The following is a 21,004-nucleotide window of genomic DNA, read 5'->3' on the forward strand; positions in this document are numbered from 1 at the left end:
GGTCAGGGTTGGGGTCGCGCTCCGCGCAACCCGTCAAAATTCGCAATCGGGCATTCGGTTGTCCGGCAGGATCAGGAAGCGGTTTCCGTCTTGACCACTTCGCCCTTCACGCGCACTTCGGCAATGTAAGCACGGGCGGCACGGATTTTCACGCCTTCAGCGATTTCGACTTCGAGTTCATTGTCATCGATGACCTTGGTCACCTTGCCAACGATGCCGCCACCAAGAACGACCTGATCGCCACGGCGAATATTGGTGAGCGTTTCCTGACGCTTCTTCATCTGCGCGCGCTGCGGGCGGATAAGGAAAAAGTACCAGACCACCATAAGCGGCGCAAACAGGAAAAGCATTTCAAGGCCGGAACCGAAGGCAGATGCGCCGCCTGCTGCGTCCTGGGCAAAAGCTTGACTAATGAACATATAAAACTCCTCAGAATTACGGCACGACCTTGGATGCCGCCCCAGCTTTCAAGCCGCCGGAATATAGTGGGGAACGCCGGGATTGCAACAGATGCAGGGCCCACGCCGTACCGATTCCGGACCTCTTAACCTTTATGGGCGCCAAACACCATGCTAGGCCGGGCGCAAAACAGAGTTTTGAACACCAGACAAGCGGAAGAAACACCATGATTCGAGAAGAAACGGCCTCCCTGCTTCTTTCAGAACTGCGCCGGCTCACCCTCGCCGTGGAGCGGCTGGCCGGCCCCGCGCCCGCCGTAAACGACTGGGATGCGGCCGATTGTTTCGTCTGGGTGCCGACCAACTCCTTTATCCAGCCGGTTCCCCGCCCCAACCGCATCGCGCTGAAGCTGATCCGTGGCGTCGATCATGTGCGTGACATCCTGCATGAAAACACGCTGCGCTTCGCGGAAGGTTTTGCCGCCAACAACGTGCTCCTGTGGGGCGCGCGCGGCATGGGTAAATCCTCGCTGGTCAAGGCCGTTCACGAAGATGTGCGCGCGGCAAGCGGCGTTTCGCTCAAACTGGTGGAAGTGCACCGCGAGGACATTCACACCCTGCCCGCTTTGCTCGACATCCTGAAAGCGTCAGGCCAGCGCGTCATCGTTTTCTGCGATGACCTCTCCTTCGACCATGACGATACGGCCTATAAGTCGCTGAAGGCAGCACTCGACGGCGGCATCGAGGGGCGGCCGGACAATGTGCTGTTTTATGCGACCTCCAACCGCCGCCATCTTCTGCCGCGCCACATGATGGAAAACGAGCAGTCCACCGCCATCAACCCTTCGGAAGCGGTTGAGGAAAAAGTGTCGCTTTCGGACCGGTTCGGCCTGTGGCTCGGTTTCCACAAATGCGGCCAGGAAGACTATCTGACGATGATCGACAGCTATGCCACGCATTTCGATCTGGGTCTGGACCGTGAAACGCTTCATCATGAAGCGCTGGAATGGGCAACCACCCGCGGCGGCCGCTCGGGCCGCGTTGCCTGGCAATATATTCAGGATGCCGCCGGCCGCCTCAGAAAACCACTCGACAGATAACGCCACCGTGACACCGGATGAAAGCCGGTGTCGTTACGGCCACAACCAGTGTCGTATTCCCGAACGCCACATCTCCCCTCACATGGTTTGCTGCACCCATGGAGTCACCTGCCCGCGGAGGAGCGGACAGGCACGGTGTTCAAACCACGGAGGAGATGGATATGAGCAGGAACAGAGGCGTCGTCTACATGCGGCCGGGTCAGGTCGAAGTCCGCGACATCGACGACCCGAAGCTTGAGGCGCCGGATGGCCGCCGTATCGAGCACGGCGTGATTCTCAAGGTGATTTCCACCAATATCTGCGGCTCCGACCAGCACATGGTGCGCGGCCGCACCACGGCAATGCCGGGCCTCGTTCTTGGCCATGAGATCACCGGTGAAGTCATTGAAAAAGGCATCGACGTCGAGATGCTGCAGGTCGGTGATATCGTATCCGTGCCGTTCAACGTCGCCTGCGGCCGTTGCCGCTGCTGCAAGTCGCAGGATACCGGCGTGTGCCTGACGGTGAACCCGTCCCGCGCCGGCGGCGCATACGGTTATGTCGATATGGGCGGCTGGATCGGTGGACAGGCCCGCTATGTCACGATCCCCTATGCCGATTTCAACCTGCTGAAGTTCCCGGACCGCGACAAGGCGATGTCGAAAATCCGCGACCTCACCATGCTGTCGGACATTCTGCCGACCGGCTTCCACGGCGCGGTCAAGGCGGGCGTCGGCGTCGGCTCTACGGTCTATGTCGCAGGCGCCGGCCCGGTGGGTCTCGCCGCTGCCGCCTCCGCCCGCATTCTGGGTGCTGCCGTCGTCATGATCGGCGATTTCAACAAGGATCGCCTTGCCCATGCAGCGAAAGTCGGTTTTGAACCCGTCGATCTTTCCAAAGGCGACCGGCTGGGCGACATGATCGCCGAGATCGTCGGCACCAATGAGGTTGATAGTGCAATCGACGCCGTCGGTTTCGAGGCGCGCGGCCATTCCGGCGGTGAACAGCCAGCCATCGTTCTCAACCAGATGATGGAAATCACCCGCGCCGCCGGCTCTATCGGCATCCCCGGGCTTTATGTCACGGAAGATCCAGGCGCGGTTGACAATGCGGCAAAACAGGGCGCCCTTTCGCTGCGCTTCGGCCTCGGCTGGGCAAAGGCGCAATCCTTCCACACCGGCCAGACGCCGGTGCTGAAATATAACCGCCAGCTCATGCAGGCGATCCTGCATGACCGCCTGCCGATTGCCGATATCGTCAACGCCAAGATCATCGCGCTCGACGATGCGGTGCAGGGCTATGAAAGCTTCGACCAGGGTGCGGCCACCAAGTTCGTCCTCGATCCGCATGGCGATCTGCTGAAAGCTGCCTGATACTTCAGCGGTAGACGGCTGATACTCGTAGAAACGCCCGCGACGGATATCGTCGCGGGTGTTTTTGTTTTCCGGCTCTGTCACCATCCGGTGAGATTTACGGCTCCGCTACCAGAATCGCTTCCAGCTCGGCTTTCGCTTCCGGGGAGAGATAGGGTCTGAACAGGCTTGAGACCTGCTTCAACCCCCAGTCCAGCTGCTGCGGTCCAAATTCAGTGACACCTTCCTGAAGGTTGAGATAGGCCGCCCAATAGGTGGAGACGATCCAGAGATTTGTGAGGACGGCCGGCCGTTCTTCCTCGGGAATAACCGCCAGGCCCGCTTTCTCCATGCGGGAGATGATATCGCCGACGGCAAGGCGCATGGCGGCGCTTATGGTTCGCACGGGCTCCACCAGCGCCGGGGCGGAAGAGATAAGGCCGACCAGATCGCGAAACAGGAAACGATAGTCCCATACAAGCGAAAACCAGAGCCGCAGAAAACCGGCATAGGTTGCCGCCGCACCCTCATCCGCCCCGTCGATCTTTCCGACAATCGCCAGCGCATCGGCCTCGAACCGTGCAAACAGCGCCAGAAACAACGCTTCCTTGGTGCGGAAGTGGTAATAGAGATTGCCCTCATTGATTTCTACCGCTCTCGCGATTTCGGCCGTCGTCACATGATCGGGCCCGCGCTCGTTGAACAGCACAAGTGCGGCGTCGAGAATTCTCTGGCGCGTGGGACGAACGGGCGTGCGTCCGGTATTGATTTTTTTCATTGATGTCGAACCCAACCATTGAAACCTAAGGCATGCACCTTAAATACCAAAAATAAGGTATACACCTTAACAGAAAATGTAAGTGTTCAACGCGGACAAAGGACCTGTAAATGACCGGCACCGACATTCGCACCGCCTCCCCCGATACGCCCGGAACCGCTCCCGTCTCCAAATTCGCGACGGTACGCGTCGCCCTGTCGCTCATCCGCAATCCACTGAAGGCTCTGCCGCCGGAAATTTTCAGCGAGCCGGCGGTCTTTACGCGCCTTGGCGGTGTCATGCGGGTTCATCTTGCCGACCCCGCACTTATTCATGAAGCTCTGGTCAAGAACGCCCATCTGCTCGGCAAGGGCGAAGATGTACGCCGCGCCCTCGGCCCCGCACTCGGCCAGGGCCTGCTGACGGCCGACGGCGATCACTGGAAGTGGCAAAGGCAATCCGTCGCCGCGGCCTTTCGGCACGAGAAGCTGCTGGAATTGCTACCGGTCATGATCGACGCCGCGCGTCGCACGCAAGGGCGCTGGCGCTCACCTGCCGGTGATATCGATATCGGCCATGAGATGATGCGGACGACGTTCGATATCATTGTCGAAACCATGATGTCCGGCGGCCATGGCATCGATATAGGACGTGTCGAGCAAAGCATCACCGATTATCTGAAACCCACGGGCTGGACCTTCGCGCTCGCCATGCTGGGCGCACCGGAATGGCTTCCGCATCCGGGCCGGCGCAAGGCCCGCGCGGCGGTCGGCTATCTTCGTTCCAGCCTTGCGACCGTCATTTCCGAAAGACGGCAGAATCCGATCGAAAGGAACGATCTGGTTTCCATGCTGCTCGAAGCGAAAGACCCGGAAACCGGACGCATGATGAGCGACACGGAAATCATCGATAATCTCCTGACCTTCATCACGGCCGGTCATGAAACCACGGCCCTCGGCCTTGCCTGGACTTTCCATCTGCTCTCGCAAAACAGCGACGTGGAAAGCAAGGTCATCGACGAGATTGAAACCGTTACTGCCGGTGAACCGATAGCGGCGGATCATATCGCCCGCCTGACCTATACCAGACAGGTATTTTCGGAAGCGATGCGGCTCTACCCGCCCGCCCCTGTCGTGACACGCACCGCATTGCAGGACTTCAGGCTCGGCGAGCACGATATCCCGGCGGGCACCGTTCTTTATGTGCCGATCTACGCCGTCCACCGGCACACCACGCTGTGGGACGAACCCGACCGCTTCGACCCGTCACGTTTCGAGCCCGAAAAGGTCAAGGCGCGCCACCGTTACGCCTATATGCCCTTCGGCGCCGGCCCGCGCGTCTGCATCGGCAATGCCTTCGCCATGATGGAGGCTGTCGCAATCCTTGCCGTGCTTTTGCAGAACGTCCACCTCAACAACAAAAGCCCGGCAAATACGGAGCCGCTGATGCGGGTCACCTTGCGGCCGGAAAACCGCCTGATGATGCAGGTGAGCCCGCGACAAAACAAATCGCCCGCGGCGTAACCACCACGGGCGACTGTTTTAGTGCGAAACTCCATCCGTCACCGGATGGCGACGATCAGAGATCGACGTCGAGGATCGCCATGGAGAAGTTGTAGGAACGGTCGCCGTCTTCGTCATCGATATAAACGACGCCGAGAAACTCTTCGCCAAGATACACTTCGGCGGAATCGTCCTTGCGCGGACGCGCCTTCACAATCATCTTTTCATTGAAAGTGCGCTTGAAATAGGCGTCGAGTTTTTTGATTTCGTCGGCTTTCACCACTATTCTCCTGTGCGGTTCGCGTTGAGCCGCTTTTGGCATGGGACAAAGGCCAAAGTAAAGTGAAAGCGGCAAGTCATCCGCGTCTTCCACACGGACGACCGTGAAAATGCCGGCCCCATCAGAGCGCGACAGGGCCAGTCAGATATCCGCTCCGATAAGCTGGTCCATCAGGCGCGAGGGCTCCGAACACCCTGCTTCTCCCACCACGCGCGCCGGCACGCCGGCAACGGTAGTCTTCGGCGGAACCGGCTTCAGCACCACCGAACCGGCGGCGATGCGCGAGCAGCTGCCGATTTCGATATTGCCGAGGATTTTCGCCCCCGCCCCGATCATCACGCCATTGGCGATCTTCGGGTGGCGATCCGCCCCCTCCTTGCCGGTGCCGCCAAGTGTGACGCCATGCAGGATGGAGACGTTGTCACCGATGACGGCCGTCTCGCCGACCACCAGCCCGGTGGCATGGTCGAGGAAGATGCCCTTGCCGATGCGCGCGGCCGGATTGATATCGGTCTGGAAGATGCTCGATGAGCGGCTTTGCAGATAAAGCGCCAGATCCCTGCGGCCCTTCTGCAGCAGCCAATGGGCAAGGCGATGGGTCTGGATGGCCTGGAACCCCTTGAAATAGAGGAGCGGCTCCATGAAGCGCGTGCAGGCGGGATCACGGTCGTAAACGGCCTGGATATCGACGCGCAGCACGCTTCCCCATTCCGGCCAGTCATCCAGCATATCCTGGAAGGTCTGGCGCAGAAGCACGGCCTGCATGTCGGGATGATCGAGGAGTTCACAGATACGGTAGATCACACATTCTTCGAGAGACCGGTGATTGAGGATCGTCGAATAAAGGAAGGCCGAAAGCAGCGGATCCTGTGCCGCGGCGCTACGCGCCTCATGCAGCAGGCTGCCCCAGATCGGATCGACGATCGCCAGCTGTTCGGGCTGACGGGCCTCGGTACGTGCGACCATGAATGGTCTCCTCGTTTGCAGTAGTCGTTCTTTATACAGAAAAAGACGTGCATTAGAAATGGGATTCGAATGACGACTTTAAAGGCGGCAAGGCTTCAGTTTTTCTTCATGCAGCATGAAAAACCGTTTCTTGCCATCACGCTCATTGCGAGCGGTAAAATTCCAGCACCGCCGCCTTGAACACCCGGTCGCCGACAGCCAGCATGTGGTCGCGGCCGGGAATATCGATTGCCCGCGCATGCGGCATGATCGCCGCAAGCTCCGCGCCGGATCCGGCGATGTCGTCTTTCGTTCCGACTGCGATCAGCGTCGGGGCGTCGATCTTTTCCGCCTGTTCGCGCGTGACGAGAACCCGCGATGTCTCGATGCAGGCGGCCAGCGCCAGCCGGTCGCTTTTCGTCTGGTCGGCAAAGGCGCGGAACATGCGGCCGCGCTCGTGCGTCACGACATCGAGCGAAGGGGCAAGAAGCGCCTCTGCAATCGGATCCCAGTCACCGACGCCTTCCACCATGCCGATGCCGAGCCCGCCGAAGACCAGCGAACGCACGCGCTCAGGATGGGCCATGGCAAGGAAGGCCGAAATGCGCGCGCCCATGGAATATCCCATCACATGCGCTTCGGCGATGCCGAGATGATTGAGCAGCGCCACCGCATCGCCGGCCATGACGGGCGGATAATAGGCTTCCGGATCATGTGGCTTGTCGCTTGCGCCATGGCCACGATTGTCAATGGCGATCACCCGGTAACCCGCTTCACCCAGCGTCTTCAGCCAGCCGGGATGCACCCAGTTGACATTGGCGCTGGAGGCAAAGCCGTGGATCAGCAAAACCGGATCGCCCGCCGGATTACCCTCGTCGAAATAGGCAAGGCGAAGGCCGTCATGGGAAAAATCGGAAAACTGCGGCGTGTTGAGATTCATCAAGGACATCCTTTTTGCCGGACCATATGGCAGGAATTAGCAATGTTGAACATGTTTTGCTGACGATTTTTATGGAGATGCAATGCGTTTGAGGCTACATATCCGCAACGACGAGCCGATGCGCGAAAACCAGCGGCGGCTCGATAACGATGTTGCATTTGGAGACGAACATGGCCGGCCATTCCATTCCCCACTTCCAGAACGATGGCGGACACCGCATGATCGAGATCGGCGTCAAGGAATTCATGTGCACCGGCGCTTCCGTGCCTTTCGATCATCCGCATATCTTCATCGATATGGGCGACGACAATGAGAAGGTCTGTTCCTACTGCTCGACCCTTTATCGCTACAATCCGTCGCTGAAGGCAGAGCAGACCAATCCTCCGGGCTGCGTCTTCCATGTGAAGGCTGCCTGACCTTCCACCTTTTCTGATCGGGGCGCACCATGCCCATAAAATCCGTAGCCATTGTCGGTGCCGGCATCGCCGGTCTCACCGCTGCCCTTTCTTTTGCCCGGCACGGTATCGACTGTGACATCATCGAACAGGCCGGCGAACTGGCGGAAGTTGGCGCCGGCCTGCAGCTTTCCCCCAATGCCGCCCGCATTCTCGCCACGCTCGGGGTACTGCCTGATATCGAGGCGCGCTGGACCGAACCTGTCAGCGTCGAACTCGCCTCCGGAAAATCGCTTGCCACGCTGCTCTCCCTACCGATGGGCGCGGTGGCCCGCAGCCGCTGGGGCGCACCCTATGGCGTGCTGCACCGCTCGACGCTGCAAAACGCACTTCTCCAGGCGGTGATACGCAACCCGCTTTGCCGCCTGCATCTCGGAAAACGCATCGAAAATGCGACAGCGGATATCATCGCCGCAACCACCTTCCGCGACCATGATCTGATCGTCGGCGCGGATGGCGTCTGGTCGGCGGCCCGCTTCGCCGTGCCTTCCGCTCCCACCGCCACTTTCTCCGGCAATGTGGCCTGGCGCTTCACGGTCACAGCAAATGACGTGCCGTCAGCCATCAACAAAAGCGCCGTCACGGCCTATCTCGGCTCGGGCGGCCATATCGTCGCCTATCCGCTGAAGGAAATCGGCGGCTTCAACATCGTCGCCATCGCGCTCGGTGCCGACCCCGGCGCGACATGGCGGGCGGAATCGAGCGGACGGCAGAAAGCCATGCTGCTGGAACAGTTTCGCGGCTTCAGCCCTGACATCGTCCGATTGCTCGATTCGTCTGAAAACCCCACCTTCTGGCCGCTCTATCAGGCTGGCCCCGGCCGCTGGCACAATGGCCGTGACACGGTGCTGATCGGCGACGCGGCGCACGCCATGATGCCGTTCGCCGCCCAGGGCGCGGCCATGGCGATCGAGGATGCGTTTGAACTTGCGGGAACCATGGCGGGCAGCAACGCCGGAGCCTCGCTGCCCGTGCCGCAGGCCCTTGCCGCTTTCGAGGCCCTGCGCCTGCCGCGCATAGAAAAGGCCCGCAAGCGGGCCTCTCTCAATCGTTTTGCCTATCATGCCAGAGGCCCGGTCCGCACCGCGCGGGACTTCGTGTTTTCCACACGTCCGACGGAAGCCTTCCTGAAGGACTTCGACTGGCTCTACGGTTATCACGCGAAAGGCTAAGGCTGCGGGATCTGAAATCAGACCCCGGCGGCAGCCGCGAACCCGGCTTCGAGGTCCTTCTGGAGATCGGCGACATCCTCGAGCCCGATCTGCAGGCGGATGACCGGCCCTTCCGAGGGGCCCTTGGCAATGGTCCTGTCGACAAGCGACACCGAAACAGCAAGCGATTCGTATCCGCCCCAGGAATAGCCGAGCCCGAAGAACGTCAGCGCATCAAGGAAGGCAGCCGCCGTCTGCTTGTATTTGCCCTCTTCCGCCTTCAGCACGAAGGAGAAGACACCGCTTGCGCCCTTGAAATCGCGCTTCCAGAGTTCGTGCCCGGCAAAGCTCGGCAAGGCCGGATGCAGGACGCGAACGACGTCGCCACGGCTCTCCAGCCATGTGGCGATTTCAAGCGCGCTTTTCTGATGATGCGCCAGCCGAATTCCCATGGTGCGCATGCCGCGCAGGATCTGATAGGCATCGTCAGAGGTGACGCAGATACCTAGATTGGTATTGGCCTGATAAAGCGTCTTCCAGTGTTTTTCATTGGCCGAGACGAAGCCCATCAGCACGTCCGAATGACCCGAAGGATATTTGGTGGCGGCGTGAATGGAGACATCGACGCCGAAATCGAGCGGCCTGAAATAAAGCGGCGTCGCCCAGGTATTGTCCATCGTCACCACACAATTATGCCTGTGGGCGATCTCGGTGATCAGCCGGACATCCTGAATCTCGAAGGTATTGGAGCCCGGCGCTTCCAGATGCACGAGTTTGGTATTCGGACGGATCAGCGCCTCGATGCCCGTGCCGATTGCCGGGTCGTAATATTCCACCTCGACGCCGAGCTTCCGCAGCATCATGTTGCAGAAGCGGCGCGTGGGATAATAGACGGAATCGACAATCAACGCATGATCGCCGGCGCCGAGATAGGCGAGGAACGGCACGGTAATCGCCGCAAGGCCCGACGGCACGAGAATGGTTCCGGAAGACCCTTCCAGCTCATCGACAAGACTGCACAGCGCATCGGTCGTCGGCGTGCCATGGGTGCCATAGGTGTATTTCTGGTTTTCGGTCGAAAGCGTCTCGGCATCGGGGAAAAGCACGGTAGAGCCACGCACGATGGGCGGATTGACGAAACCGAAGCAGTCCGCGGGATCGTTGCCGCCATGGGTCAGGCGCGTATTCACACCTGCGGCGGAAAGCAGGTCATTTGTCTTGGTCATTTCAGATCAGCTTTCGAAGGAACATTGACGCGTGCGACAATGCTAAGAGCGGACCGCAAGGTCAAGTCCCGCAGGCTCCTCTCAAACGGAGTGAATTGATCCACCGAGAGCCAGCATACAACAAGTATACAAATACTGTGCAAGTTCAAATTTCCGCAAAAATATGCTTATATTTTCACCCTTTGCACACTTCCCGACCAAAATTTGGAAAATTCCGTTTTATAGGCACAATTATTGCCCGCACGTCTTGACCCCGCTGCCAATTGCGATTGTGATAGAAAAAGCGGATCGAAAAGGTCTCGCTGAAGGGGGAGCTGGGGCAAGACAATATGCCGGTCCTCTTCCAAGTGACGATAACAAACAAAGGTTGGGAAAAATGAAAAAGGCAATTCTGTCAGCCGCCATCGGCGCAGCAGTTTTGGGAGGAGCCTCGGTCGCTTCGGCTGCGACGCTTCAGGATGTGAAGGGCAAGGGTTTCGTCACCTGCGGCGTCAGCGCCGGCATTCCGGGATTCTCCAATCCCGATGACAAGGGCGAATGGTCCGGTATCGACGTGGACTATTGCCGTGGTATTGCCACTGCGGTTTTCGGCGATCCTTCGAAGGCCAAGTTCGTCGCCCTTTCGAGCAAGGACCGTTTCCCGGCTCTCCAGTCCGGTGAAGTCGATGTTCTGACCCGTAACACCACCTGGACGATCAGCCGCGACACGTCGCTCGGCTTCAACTTCCGTACCGTCAACTATTATGACGGCCAGGGCTTCATCGCCAAGAAGGGCTTGAATGTTAAGTCCGCGCTCGAGCTTTCCGGCGCCGCCGTCTGCGTTCAGACCGGCACGACCACCGAGCTCAATCTCGCCGACTACTTCAAGACCAACAATCTGCAGTACAACCCGGTCGTTTTCGAAAAGGAAGCCGACGCAACCTCCGCCTATGATTCCGGCCGTTGCGACGTCTACACCACCGACCAGTCCGGTCTTTACGCCATCCGCCTCAAGCTGAAGAACCCGGACGACAACATCGTTCTGCCTGAGGTCATCTCCAAGGAGCCGCTTGGACCGGCCGTTCGCCAGGGCGACGACCAGTGGTTTGACATCGTGACCTGGGTTCACTACGCCATGGTCAATGCCGAAGAACTGGGCATCACCTCGAAAAACGTCGATGAGCAGAAGACCAGCGCCAACCCTGATATCAAGCGCCTGCTCGGCACGGAAGAAGGCACCAAGATCGGTACCGATCTCGGCGTGACCAACGACTGGGCCTACAACATCATCAAGCTGGTGGGTAACTACGGCGAAGTCTTCGACCGCAACGTCGGTGCAGGCTCTCCGCTGAAGATCGAGCGTGGCCAGAACGCGCTGTGGACCAAGGGCGGCCTGCAATACGCACCGCCGGTCCGTTGATCGGCCCCATCATCGGCTAGATCATGACAGGAGGCTGGGCAATGCCCGGCCTCCATTTTAAAATTATATAAATAAGCTCGCAAAGAGCATATAAAAGGGAAAGGTGCCTATGGCAGGCAACGCGGTCAGTTCGCAACGATCGCGCGCGCAAAGCGCGTCGTCACTTATCTACGATCCACGCATACGCGGAATTTTCTATCAGGTCCTGACAGTCGTCATCCTGGCCGCCTTCGTCTGGATCATCGTGACGAATACGATCACCAATCTTCAACGGTCAAACATTTCGTCCGGCTTCGGATTCCTCAACGGAAGAGCCGGTTTTGATATCGGCCAGTCGCTGATCGCTTATACCAGCGACGCGACCTATGGCCGGGCTTTGCTCGTTGGCATTCTCAACACGATCCAGGTTGCGTTTTTTGGCATCATCGCCGCCTCGATCATCGGTTTCATCGTTGGTATCGCCCGGCTGTCCAGCAACTGGCTGATTTCGAAGCTCGCGCAGGCCTATGTGGAAATCTTCCGCAACATCCCGCCCCTGCTCGTCATCTTCTTCTGGTACAAGGGCGTCATCTCAGTCCTGCCGCAGGCGCGTGATTCGCTGGAGCTTCCGCTCGGAAGCTACCTCAACAATCGCGGTTTCTTCTTTCCGAAGCCCCTTTGGGGCGAAGGCACGTGGCTGATACCGCTCGCCCTTCTGGTCGCCATCGTCATCAGCTTTTTCATTTACCGCTGGGCAAAGGCGAGACAGGAAAAGACCGGTCAGCAGTTCCGCACCGGGATCACGGCTACACTTCTCATCATCGGCCTACCGGCCGCGACATTTCTCGCGCTCGGCTCACCGCTGACCTTCGACTACCCGATTGCCGGGCGGTTCAACCTCTCGGGCGGCGCGGTCGTCGCACCTGAATTCATGTCGCTGTTTCTGGCGCTTTCCTTCTACACCGCCTCCTTCATCGCCGAGATCGTTCGCGGCGGCATCAAGGCCGTGGCGAAGGGCCAGACGGAAGCTGCGGATGCGCTCGGGCTTCGTTCCAGCACCACGACGCGCCTGATCGTCGTTCCGCAGGCGATGCGCATCATCATCCCACCGCTGACAAGTCAATATCTCAACCTGACCAAGAACTCCTCGCTTGCGGTCGCGGTCGGCTTCGCCGACATCGTCTCCGTCGGCGGCACGATCCTGAACCAGACGGGTCAGGCGGTCGAAGTCGTTGCGATCTGGCTGGTCATCTATCTCTCGCTGTCCCTGCTCACGGCCGTGGTCATGAACTGGTTCAACGCGAAAATGGCCCTGGTGGAGAGATGACGATGACAACAAGCAATCACGCTTTCGTGCGGCAGACCATCGAGGACGCCAGACCCGCGCCCTCGAGCGCCGTCGGCTTCGGTCACTGGCTGCGCACCAAACTCTTCGCCACCCCCAAGGACACGGTCCTGACGGTGATCGCCCTTGCCCTGCTCGCCTATCTGGTGCCGCCGGTCATCAAGTGGCTGTTCATTGACGCGGTGTGGACCGGCAGCGATCGTATCGCCTGCCTGACCGCTTCGCAGGGCGGCGCGCTGCCGGACGGCCAGTCCGGTGCGTGCTGGGCTTTCGTTTCGGCAAAGCTCGGACAATTCGTCTTCGGCCGCTATCCGATCGACGAACGCTGGCGTCCCATCCTCGTGATGGTGACATTCGCCATCCTGCTGATACCGATGCTGATTCCAAAAGCGCCTTTCAAGCGCCTCAACGCGCTGGTGCTTTTCATCATCTTGCCCTTCATTGCGTTTTTCCTGCTCATCGGCGGCGTCTTCGGCCTGCCGAAGGTGGAAACGCAGTTGTGGGGTGGCCTGATGGTAACGCTCATCCTGTCCTTCTTCGGGATCACCGTGTCGCTCCCCTTCGGCATTCTCCTGGCGCTCGGCCGACGGTCGAACCTGCCGGTCATCAAGATGCTCTGCGTGCTCTTCATCGAAGTCATCAGAGGCATCCCGCTGATCACCGTGCTGTTCTTCGCCAGCATCATGCTGCCGCTGTTCCTGCCCGACGGCTGGACCTTCGACAAGTTCCTGCGCGCTCTTGTCGGCGTGTCGCTTTTCTCATCCGCCTATATGGCGGAGGTTATCCGCGGCGGCCTGCAGGCCATTCCGAAGGGACAATATGAAGGGGCGGATTCGCTCGGCCTGAACTACTGGCAGAAGACGAGACTGATCGTGCTACCGCAGGCGCTTAAGCTCGTCATTCCTGGTATCGTCAACACCTTCATCGGGCTTTTCAAGGACACGTCGCTGGTTTCGATCATCGGCATGTTCGACCTGCTCGGCATTGTCACACTCAACCAATCGGATGCGAACTGGGCGACACCCGTCACCGCAATGACAGGTTATATTTTCGCAGGTTTCGTATTCTGGATATTCTGCTTCGGCATGTCGCGTTATTCGCTGTTCATGGAACGGCACCTCGACACCGGGCATAAACGATAAGGGACGCTCAAAATGGCAGAAACCCAAACAAAAAAACTGACCGTCTCGACAACGGACGTAGCGATCGAACTCATCGGCATGAACAAGTGGTATGGCGACTTCCACGTCCTGCGCGACATCAACCTGAAGGTCATGAAAGGCGAGCGCATCGTCATCGCCGGTCCTTCGGGGTCGGGCAAGTCGACCATGATCCGCTGCATCAACCGGCTGGAAGAACATCAGTCGGGTACGATCAATGTCGATGGCATCGAGCTCACCAACGATCTGAAGAAGATCGACGAGGTGCGCCGCGAGGTTGGCATGGTGTTCCAGCACTTCAATCTCTTCCCGCATCTGACGATCCTCGAGAACTGCACGCTGGCGCCGATCTGGGTTCGCAAGATGCCCAAGAAGGAAGCCGAAGAAGTGGCGATGCACTATCTGAAGCGCGTCAAGATCCCCGAGCAGGCTCATAAATATCCCGGCCAGCTCTCCGGCGGCCAGCAGCAGCGCGTGGCGATTGCCCGTTCGCTCTGCATGAAGCCGAAGATCATGCTGTTCGATGAACCCACCTCGGCGCTTGACCCGGAAATGGTCAAGGAAGTGCTCGACACCATGGTCAGCCTTGCCGAAGACGGCATGACGATGCTGTGCGTGACCCACGAAATGGGCTTCGCCCGCCAGGTGGCAAACCGCGTCATCTTCATGGACCAGGGCCAGATCGTCGAACAGAACTCGCCCGCCGAATTCTTCGACAATCCGCAGCACGAGCGCACCCGGCTGTTCCTCAGCCAGATTCTGCACTGAGAACTTTTACCATCAACGCATCATCCAACGGGGCCGTTTCGGCCCCGTTTTTTATTGCAGAAACAGTGGCCACACCCACCGTCATCCTCGCCTTAGGGGCGAGGATGACGGCAAATATGTTCTACCTCATTACTGCCTCGCCGTTAGTTCCAATCCAGCCTACGCTTGTGCTGAGTCGTCGTTTCACAGCCCACATCCAAAGCAACAGGCCTCAAAAATAGCCACAGCCCGACCATTTAACCATTTGTTACGAAACAAGAATCCTTGTTTCTCAGGGCTTCTGGCGGTCCATGTCATTTTTTTGTCAAATCATGCATTTTTCCGCTTGCAGACCTTCGGGAGCCTGACTATAAGGGCGCCACACCACAAGCGCACGCGCCCTTCGTCTATCGGTTAGGACGTCAGATTTTCATTCTGAAAAGAGGGGTTCGACTCCCCTAGGGCGTGCCACTTGCCTTCGTGTTCCCCCCCCTTCGAAAATATAAAGCAGATTCGTAGATCGCGAATTCGTCACGCGTGATCGATGCGCCGGAACCGATTCCCGGGCGACACGTTAGAGTGCTGTCCCCCGATGGAAGGCAAGCCGGATGAAGCGCCAGCGGGCAAATCGACCGGCTTGCCTTTCCCCTTCCAGCCAAATCACAACGTCGGTTCTTTCTGGCGGGCAGCAGATGCCAGCTAAGGGTTGGAAAAGCACGCCCCGGGCCTTCCACGAGGCATGCAGGCATTGCCGGCGCGCAGTGATAGCGGCGAAATTTCAAGGCCTTGGCCAGTCCCGGCGCAGTTTTCCACAGCCGTTCCGGCTTCCATAAAAAAACTCGTCAGGAAGCGAAAAAAATCAATTTTTCCGCTTGCGGAGCAACGGGAGCCTGACTATAAGGGCGCCACACCACAAGCGCACGCGCCCTTCGTCTATCGGTTAGGACGTCAGATTTTCATTCTGAAAAGAGGGGTTCGACTCCCCTAGGGCGTGCCACTTGCTTCTCCATAAAAATCAGTAGTCTGCACGAAAATCTTAGCGCGTAGCGTGAAGACGCATTGGCGCGTCTCGGCCATTCGCCAGAGACAGTGTTCCATAAAGTTCAAGGTAAGTGCGAAGGCCCCTTCAGGGCGCGAAAGCCGCGTCCAGAACGCGCAGCTGCACGCGCCTCTGACCCTGCCAAAGATCGGCGCCCACGGTGCCTGCAACGTGAATGTTCCTGCCGCGTGCATTCAACAGCATCTGCCCCAGAGGCGCTTCTGCGGCGCGAAACGCTATACCGTCCAGCCGCGAGCCGTCCATGGCCTCCAGCGTGATCTTGACGTGAGCTGTACCCACGAGCCGCACATCGCGCAAACGATGCGCCGGCACGGCGAAGATCGGCTGCGAGTGGCCCGATCCGTAAGGACCGGCCTGCTCCAACTGGTCGACAAGCTGCAATGTAGCACCCGAGGCGCCGATGGCGCCGTCGATCTTCAGCACGCTGCTTTCCACCAGCTCATTCACGGTCTTTGCGGCCGCCTCCTCGAAGAAGGTCCTGAGCTTGCCGAGATTGGCGCGCTCAACCGTCAGACCGGCCGCCATGGCATGCCCACCGCCCTTGACCAGCAAACCGGCCTCCACGGCGGCGCGCACCATGCGCCCCATATCGAAACCGTTGATCGAACGGCCGGAGCCGGTGCCCTTGCCGGAGGGATCAAAAGCAATGGCGAAAGCCGGGCGGCGGAAACGATCTTTCAGACGCGAGGCGAGCAGGCCGACAATGCCGGGATGCCAGTTTTCCCGGGCGGTGACGATGACGCCCGCACCCGAGCCGTCGCCATATTCGAACAGAGCCTCCGCTTCGGCTTCCGCGAGCATCACCGCTTCCATCGCCTGCCGCTCACGGTTCAGCTCATCCAGCCGCTCCGCGATCACCTCGGCCTGCGAGGAATCATCTATCGTCAGCAGTCGGCTGCCGAGCGCCGCATCGCCGATGCGGCCGCCGGCATTAATGCGCGGCCCGATCAGGAAACCGAAATGATAAGGCGTCACAGGGCCACCAAGCCCCGCCTTCTTGAACAGAGCAGCGAGACCTGCATTGTTCATGTGGCGCGCAGCAATCAGCCCCTTGACCACATAGGCGCGGTTGAGGCCCTTCAGCGGCACCACATCACATACGGTGGCAAGCGCAACGATATCGAGAAGGGACAGCAGATCGAGTGTGAAGGCCTGCCGGTTCCGCCTGTCCTTCAATAGGCGCAGGGTGGCGACCAGCACGAGGAACACCACGCCTGCCGCACAGAGATGCCCCTGCCCCGAAAGATCGTCCTCGCGGTTGGGATTGACCAGCGCCACCGCCGGCGGCAGCTCCGTGCCGACCTGGTGGTGATCGATCACCACGACATCCGTTCCCGCGTCCCTGGCGGCCTGCAGCGATTCATGGCTGGTTGAGCCGCAATCGACCGTCACGATCAGCGTCGCGCCATTGGCAGCAAGCTGCTGCATCGCCGCCGGGTTCGGCCCGTAGCCCTCAAAAATACGGTCGGGAATATAGATTTCCGGCGTCAGACCGAAATGCGCGAGGAAGCGATACATCAGTGCGGAAGAGGCAGCACCGTCGACATCGTAGTCGCCGAAGATCGCCACCTTCTCGCCGGTCTCGATAGCGCGTACCAGCCGCTCGGCGGCCTTCTCGCAATCGGTCAGCATATGCGGATCGGGCATCAGGGAGCGGATGGTCGGATCAAGGAATGCCAGGGCGTCATCGACACCCACCCCGCGTCCGGCAAGAACGCGTGCGATCAATTCGGGAATGGCGTGAATCTGGGACATGGCCAGCGCGCGGTTCTGCCCGGCCTGATCCAGCCGCGATACCCAGCGCTGTTCTGTCGCCGACCGCTCCACGCTTAAAAATGCGCGGGCCACGGTATCGGCCGGCTCCATCATTGCCATCCTGTCCATTCGTCCTGTCATGCGCCTGATCGCGCTCTTAAGACGGGCTAAATGGCGGTGGCGCGTTTTTCAAGCAAAAACGCGCATATGAGGTTTCACACCGAAAAAATCGAGAAAAACGGGCTGACGATCGAGACAGCGCCAACGAGCAGCAGCAGCGAGAAGACGGCGAGCGAACACCAGTTGCGCTCATGCTCCCCCATGTCGAATTCCATAGTGCGAATATTGTCATTGGCATTGTGAGGCCGCGCCCGGTGATGGGCGGCCGCAATGCCAGCGCGCTTATTGTCCTTGAACAGGATGATCGATGTCACGGCCACGCCTCCCTCGCTTGGTGAACAGGATTAACCATAGTGCCGAATCGCCTTGTTTTCCAGCGCTTCCGACGCCTTCCCCTCAAATTTTATGGGCGCCGGACCACCGGCGCTATACAGGCAGCCATACAACGAAAAACCGCGCCTCCATATGGAAGCGCGGCTCTCGGTGTCATCAAAATAATGAAGCGTCTCAGGTCCGCTCGATGCGGATGACCTGCGGCTCACTGACGAGATATTTCTCGTTCTTGATGGCCTTCACGGCCTTGCGGATCGCATCTTCCATCGTCGCATGGGTGACGAGGATGATGGTCTGCGGCGCGCCTTCCACATGCACGCGCTGGCGCTGCACGATGGATTCCAGCGAGATGTTATTGTCAGCCATACGGGTGGCGATGGAGGCGAAGACGCCTGCCTGATCCTTCACCGTCAGGCGGATGAAATAACCGCCCTCATGGCTCTTCATCTTGGCGCGGCGATACTCCGACAGCGATTTCGCCGGACGACCGAGGACAGGCACCTGCTGGGCGCCCGGACGGCTCTTGGCGATATCGGCGATGTCACCCAGCACGGCAGACGCCGTGGCGTTGCCACCGGCACCCGGCCCGACCATCAGCAATTCGCCGAGAATGTCGGATTCGATCGCCACCGCATTGGTCACGCCGTCCACCTGGGCAATGACGGAATCAAGCGGCACCATGGTCGGATGCACGCGCTGCTCGATGCCGGATTCGGTCACCTGCGCCACGCCGAGAAGCTTGATGCGGTAACCGAGTTCGGCGGCCGCCTGAATGTCCTCGCTGGAGATATTGGTGATGCCTTCGAGATAGATGTCATCAGCCGAAATCTTGTTGCCGAAGGCAAGCGTGGTCAGAATGGCGAGCTTGTGAGCGGTGTCGTTGCCCTCGATATCGAAAGCCGGATCGGCTTCGGCATAGCCCAGCCGCTGCGCTTCCTTCAGACAGGCCTCGAAGGACAGCCCTTCCTTCTCCATCTTGGTCAGGATGTAATTGCAGGTGCCGTTCATGATGCCGTAGATGCGCGACACATGGTTGCCGGTCAGGGATTCGCGCAGCGCCTTGATGACGGGGATACCGCCGGCCACCGCCGCTTCGAAATTGAGAAGCGCACCCTTGTCTTCGGCAATCGTCGCCAGTTCGACGCCATGCTTGGCCAGCAGCGCCTTGTTGGCTGTCACCACATGGAGACCACGGGCGAGTGCCGCGCGCACCGCATTTTCCGCCTGACCGGAAGCGCCGCCGACCAGTTCGACGAAGACGTCGATATCGGCTTCGCTTGCCATCTGCTCGGGCGTGTCGAACCAGGTAATACCCTTGAGATCGATGCCGCGGTCGCGCGAACGGTCGCGCGCGCTCACCGCAATAATCTCAATCGCGCGTCCGCAGGTAATCGCAAGTTCGTTGCTTCTCTGCTGGAGGATGCGCACGAGCGAAGCGCCGACAGTGCCGAGCCCCGCTATGCCGATTCTCAATGAATCTGCCATGGGTATGTTCCTGATTTGCTGGTGATGGTGGCGGCCGAGGCCCGGCCGCCTTCGGTTGCCCTTATCTGTGGGCGTTAAGCGAAACGACGTTGTGCATCGTTTCGTCTGCGCTCGACAGGAAACGCTTCAGATTGCGCGCTGCCTGACGAATTCGGTGCTCGTTTTCCACGAGCGCGAGACGGACGTAATCGTCGCCCATCTCGCCAAAGCCGATGCCGGGAGCAACGGCGATATCGGCCTTCTCGACCAGGAGCTTGGAGAACTCCAGGCTGCCGAGATGGCGGAATTTTTCCGGGATCTTCGCCCAGGCGAACATGGTCGCAGCCGGCGGCGGAACCTCGAAACCGGCCTTGCCGAAGGTATCGACCATAACGTCGCGACGGCGGCGGTAGACATTGCGCACTTCGGCAATGTCGGAGCCGTCACCGTTCAGCGCATGGGTCGCCGCAACCTGGATTGGCGTGAAGGCGCCGTAGTCGAGATAGGACTTCACGCGGGTCAGCGCCGCGATCAGCCGCTCGTTGCCGACGGCAAAGCCCATGCGCCAGCCGGGCATGGAAAACGTCTTCGACATGGAGGTGAACTCCACCGCGACGTCGATGGCGCCGGGAACTTCGAGAACCGAAGGCGGCGGGTTGTTGTCGTCGAAATAGATCTCCGAATAGGCAAGGTCGGACAACACAATGATCTCGTGCTTCTTCGCAAAGGCGATCACGTCCTTGTAGAAATCAAGCGAGGCGACATGCGCCGTCGGGTTCGACGGGTAGTTGACGATCAGCGCCAGCGGCTTCGGAATGGAGTGGCGCACGGCGCGCTCCAGCGGGCCAAAGAAACTGTCATCAGGCTCGACATTCATCGAACGGATAACACCGCCCGCCATCAGGAAACCGAAGGCATGGATCGGATAGGTCGGGTTCGGACACAGGATGACGTCGCCCGGCGCGGTGATGGCCTGCGCCATATTGGCGAAGCCTTCCTTGGAGCCGAGGGTCGCGACGACCTGCGTATCGGGGTTCAGCTTCACGCCGAAACGGCGGGCATAATAACCGGCCTGCGCGCGGCGAAGGCCTGGAATGCCCTTGGAGGAGGAATAACGATGGGTACGCGGATCCTGAACGACCTCGCAAAGCTTGTCGACGATCGCCTTGGGGGTCGGAAGGTCGGGATTGCCCATGCCGAGATCGATGATATCGGCCCCGGCCGCTCGCGCGCTCGCTTTCAAACGGTTGACCTGTTCGAAGACGTATTGCGGCAGACGCCGGACCTTATGAAACTCTTCCATCTCTTTCCTCATGGGAATGGACCGGTTCTTCCGGTCCATAACGAAGGTTCGTTTTTTGTTGTTAAACGCCGCCGACACGAACCGACCCGGCAGGCGTTATTCATTGTAGCGTAAAGCACGGGAAAACCTACAGGGGTTTTCTCGGCCCACGCCGCATAGCGGCCATCCGCCCGTCCTTCCGGCACGGCCTTTTCAGCCCCTCCGGCATGGCGGATCGCGCACTATGATCAGGGAACTTGCATAACGCCAGATTC

The 21,004-nt window shown here is 59.5% G+C and carries 19 protein-coding genes and 2 tRNA genes; 11 read left to right on the plus strand and 10 right to left on the minus strand.

What is annotated here, in order from left to right:
- Positions 1–71: 71 nt before the first annotated feature.
- Complete coding sequence (gene yajC / locus V6S97_RS03240; protein ID WP_020012565.1) at positions 72–419, minus strand: preprotein translocase subunit YajC; 348 nt, start codon at positions 417–419, stop codon at positions 72–74.
- A 206-nt stretch (positions 420–625) separates the two neighbouring features.
- On the opposite strand from yajC, the gene V6S97_RS03245 reads away from it, so the two are divergent.
- Positions 626–1,498, plus strand: coding sequence for an ATP-binding protein (locus V6S97_RS03245; RefSeq protein WP_020809425.1), 873 nt, complete (start codon positions 626–628; stop codon positions 1,496–1,498).
- Between the two features lie 161 nt (positions 1,499–1,659).
- Positions 1,660–2,850: a formaldehyde dehydrogenase, glutathione-independent gene (fdhA, locus tag V6S97_RS03250; RefSeq protein WP_003502846.1), complete on the plus strand. Its 1,191-nt coding sequence runs from the start codon at positions 1,660–1,662 to the stop codon at positions 2,848–2,850.
- Positions 2,851–2,947: 97 nt separating this feature from the next.
- On the opposite strand, the gene V6S97_RS03255 is transcribed toward fdhA, so the two are convergent.
- Positions 2,948–3,607: a TetR/AcrR family transcriptional regulator gene (locus tag V6S97_RS03255; RefSeq protein WP_020809427.1), complete on the minus strand. Its 660-nt coding sequence runs from the start codon at positions 3,605–3,607 to the stop codon at positions 2,948–2,950.
- A 110-nt stretch (positions 3,608–3,717) separates the two neighbouring features.
- Here V6S97_RS03255 and V6S97_RS03260 point away from each other — a divergent pair, with 110 nt between their 5' ends.
- Positions 3,718–5,109, plus strand: coding sequence for a cytochrome P450 (locus tag V6S97_RS03260; protein WP_334426073.1), 1,392 nt, complete (start codon positions 3,718–3,720; stop codon positions 5,107–5,109).
- A 55-nt stretch (positions 5,110–5,164) separates the two neighbouring features.
- On the opposite strand, the gene V6S97_RS03265 is transcribed toward V6S97_RS03260, so the two are convergent.
- From V6S97_RS03265 to V6S97_RS03275, 3 genes are all read right to left on the minus strand, one after another.
- Positions 5,165–5,368, minus strand: a complete 204-nt coding sequence (locus V6S97_RS03265) for a DUF3126 family protein (RefSeq protein WP_003502851.1) — start codon at positions 5,366–5,368, stop codon at positions 5,165–5,167.
- 141 nt (positions 5,369–5,509) lie between these two features.
- On the minus strand, positions 5,510–6,334 hold the full coding sequence (gene cysE, locus V6S97_RS03270; protein WP_003502853.1) for a serine O-acetyltransferase: 825 nt from the start codon (positions 6,332–6,334) through the stop codon (positions 5,510–5,512).
- A 142-nt stretch (positions 6,335–6,476) separates the two neighbouring features.
- The gene (locus V6S97_RS03275; RefSeq protein ID WP_080866580.1) at positions 6,477–7,253 is read right to left on the minus strand and encodes an alpha/beta fold hydrolase; all 777 of its coding nucleotides are present in this window, start codon (positions 7,251–7,253) and stop codon (positions 6,477–6,479) included.
- A gap of 170 nt (positions 7,254–7,423) precedes the next feature.
- On the opposite strand from V6S97_RS03275, the gene V6S97_RS03280 reads away from it, so the two are divergent.
- Both V6S97_RS03280 and V6S97_RS03285 read left to right on the plus strand, forming a co-directional pair.
- Entirely contained in the window at positions 7,424–7,669 is a 246-nt protein-coding gene (locus V6S97_RS03280) for a zinc-finger domain-containing protein (RefSeq protein WP_003502857.1), read from the plus strand.
- A gap of 29 nt (positions 7,670–7,698) precedes the next feature.
- Positions 7,699–8,880 (plus strand): FAD-dependent monooxygenase, encoded by a 1,182-nt coding sequence (locus V6S97_RS03285; protein WP_003502859.1) that lies wholly within the window; start codon positions 7,699–7,701, stop codon positions 8,878–8,880.
- A gap of 17 nt (positions 8,881–8,897) precedes the next feature.
- Here the strand turns inward: V6S97_RS03285 and V6S97_RS03290 are convergent, their stop codons facing one another.
- Positions 8,898–10,085 (minus strand): cystathionine beta-lyase, encoded by a 1,188-nt coding sequence (locus V6S97_RS03290; RefSeq protein WP_003502861.1) that lies wholly within the window; start codon positions 10,083–10,085, stop codon positions 8,898–8,900.
- 376 nt (positions 10,086–10,461) lie between these two features.
- Between V6S97_RS03290 and V6S97_RS03295 the strand changes: the two genes are divergently transcribed.
- The 6 genes from V6S97_RS03295 to V6S97_RS03320 all read left to right on the plus strand — a co-directional run bounded on the left by V6S97_RS03295 (position 10,462) and on the right by V6S97_RS03320 (position 15,712).
- The gene (locus V6S97_RS03295; RefSeq protein WP_003502863.1) at positions 10,462–11,484 is read left to right on the plus strand and encodes an amino acid ABC transporter substrate-binding protein; all 1,023 of its coding nucleotides are present in this window, start codon (positions 10,462–10,464) and stop codon (positions 11,482–11,484) included.
- Between the two features lie 109 nt (positions 11,485–11,593).
- Positions 11,594–12,790 (plus strand): amino acid ABC transporter permease, encoded by a 1,197-nt coding sequence (locus tag V6S97_RS03300; protein ID WP_003502865.1) that lies wholly within the window; start codon positions 11,594–11,596, stop codon positions 12,788–12,790.
- Between the two features lie 2 nt (positions 12,791–12,792).
- Positions 12,793–13,950 (plus strand): amino acid ABC transporter permease, encoded by a 1,158-nt coding sequence (locus tag V6S97_RS03305; RefSeq protein ID WP_003502867.1) that lies wholly within the window; start codon positions 12,793–12,795, stop codon positions 13,948–13,950.
- 12 nt (positions 13,951–13,962) lie between these two features.
- Complete coding sequence (locus V6S97_RS03310; RefSeq protein ID WP_111834429.1) at positions 13,963–14,736, plus strand: amino acid ABC transporter ATP-binding protein; 774 nt, start codon at positions 13,963–13,965, stop codon at positions 14,734–14,736.
- 375 nt (positions 14,737–15,111) lie between these two features.
- Positions 15,112–15,186 (plus strand) — tRNA-Glu (locus tag V6S97_RS03315).
- A 451-nt stretch (positions 15,187–15,637) separates the two neighbouring features.
- Positions 15,638–15,712, plus strand: a tRNA-Glu gene (locus tag V6S97_RS03320).
- Positions 15,713–15,841: 129 nt separating this feature from the next.
- Here the strand turns inward: V6S97_RS03320 and recJ are convergent.
- From recJ to V6S97_RS03340, 4 genes are all read right to left on the minus strand, one after another.
- Positions 15,842–17,650: a single-stranded-DNA-specific exonuclease RecJ gene (gene recJ, locus V6S97_RS03325; protein WP_080570139.1), complete on the minus strand. Its 1,809-nt coding sequence runs from the start codon at positions 17,648–17,650 to the stop codon at positions 15,842–15,844.
- Between the two features lie 95 nt (positions 17,651–17,745).
- Positions 17,746–17,970 (minus strand): hypothetical protein, encoded by a 225-nt coding sequence (locus tag V6S97_RS03330; protein ID WP_035212441.1) that lies wholly within the window; start codon positions 17,968–17,970, stop codon positions 17,746–17,748.
- A 187-nt stretch (positions 17,971–18,157) separates the two neighbouring features.
- Positions 18,158–19,468: a homoserine dehydrogenase gene (locus tag V6S97_RS03335; protein WP_020012584.1), complete on the minus strand. Its 1,311-nt coding sequence runs from the start codon at positions 19,466–19,468 to the stop codon at positions 18,158–18,160.
- Between the two features lie 61 nt (positions 19,469–19,529).
- The gene (locus tag V6S97_RS03340; protein WP_003502876.1) at positions 19,530–20,750 is read right to left on the minus strand and encodes an LL-diaminopimelate aminotransferase; all 1,221 of its coding nucleotides are present in this window, start codon (positions 20,748–20,750) and stop codon (positions 19,530–19,532) included.
- Positions 20,751–21,004 lie beyond the last annotated feature (254 nt).

Origin of the sequence: Agrobacterium sp. CCNWLW155 (assembly GCF_036888815.1) — a bacterium.
Taxonomy (GTDB): Bacteria; Pseudomonadota; Alphaproteobacteria; order Rhizobiales; family Rhizobiaceae; genus Agrobacterium; species Agrobacterium radiobacter.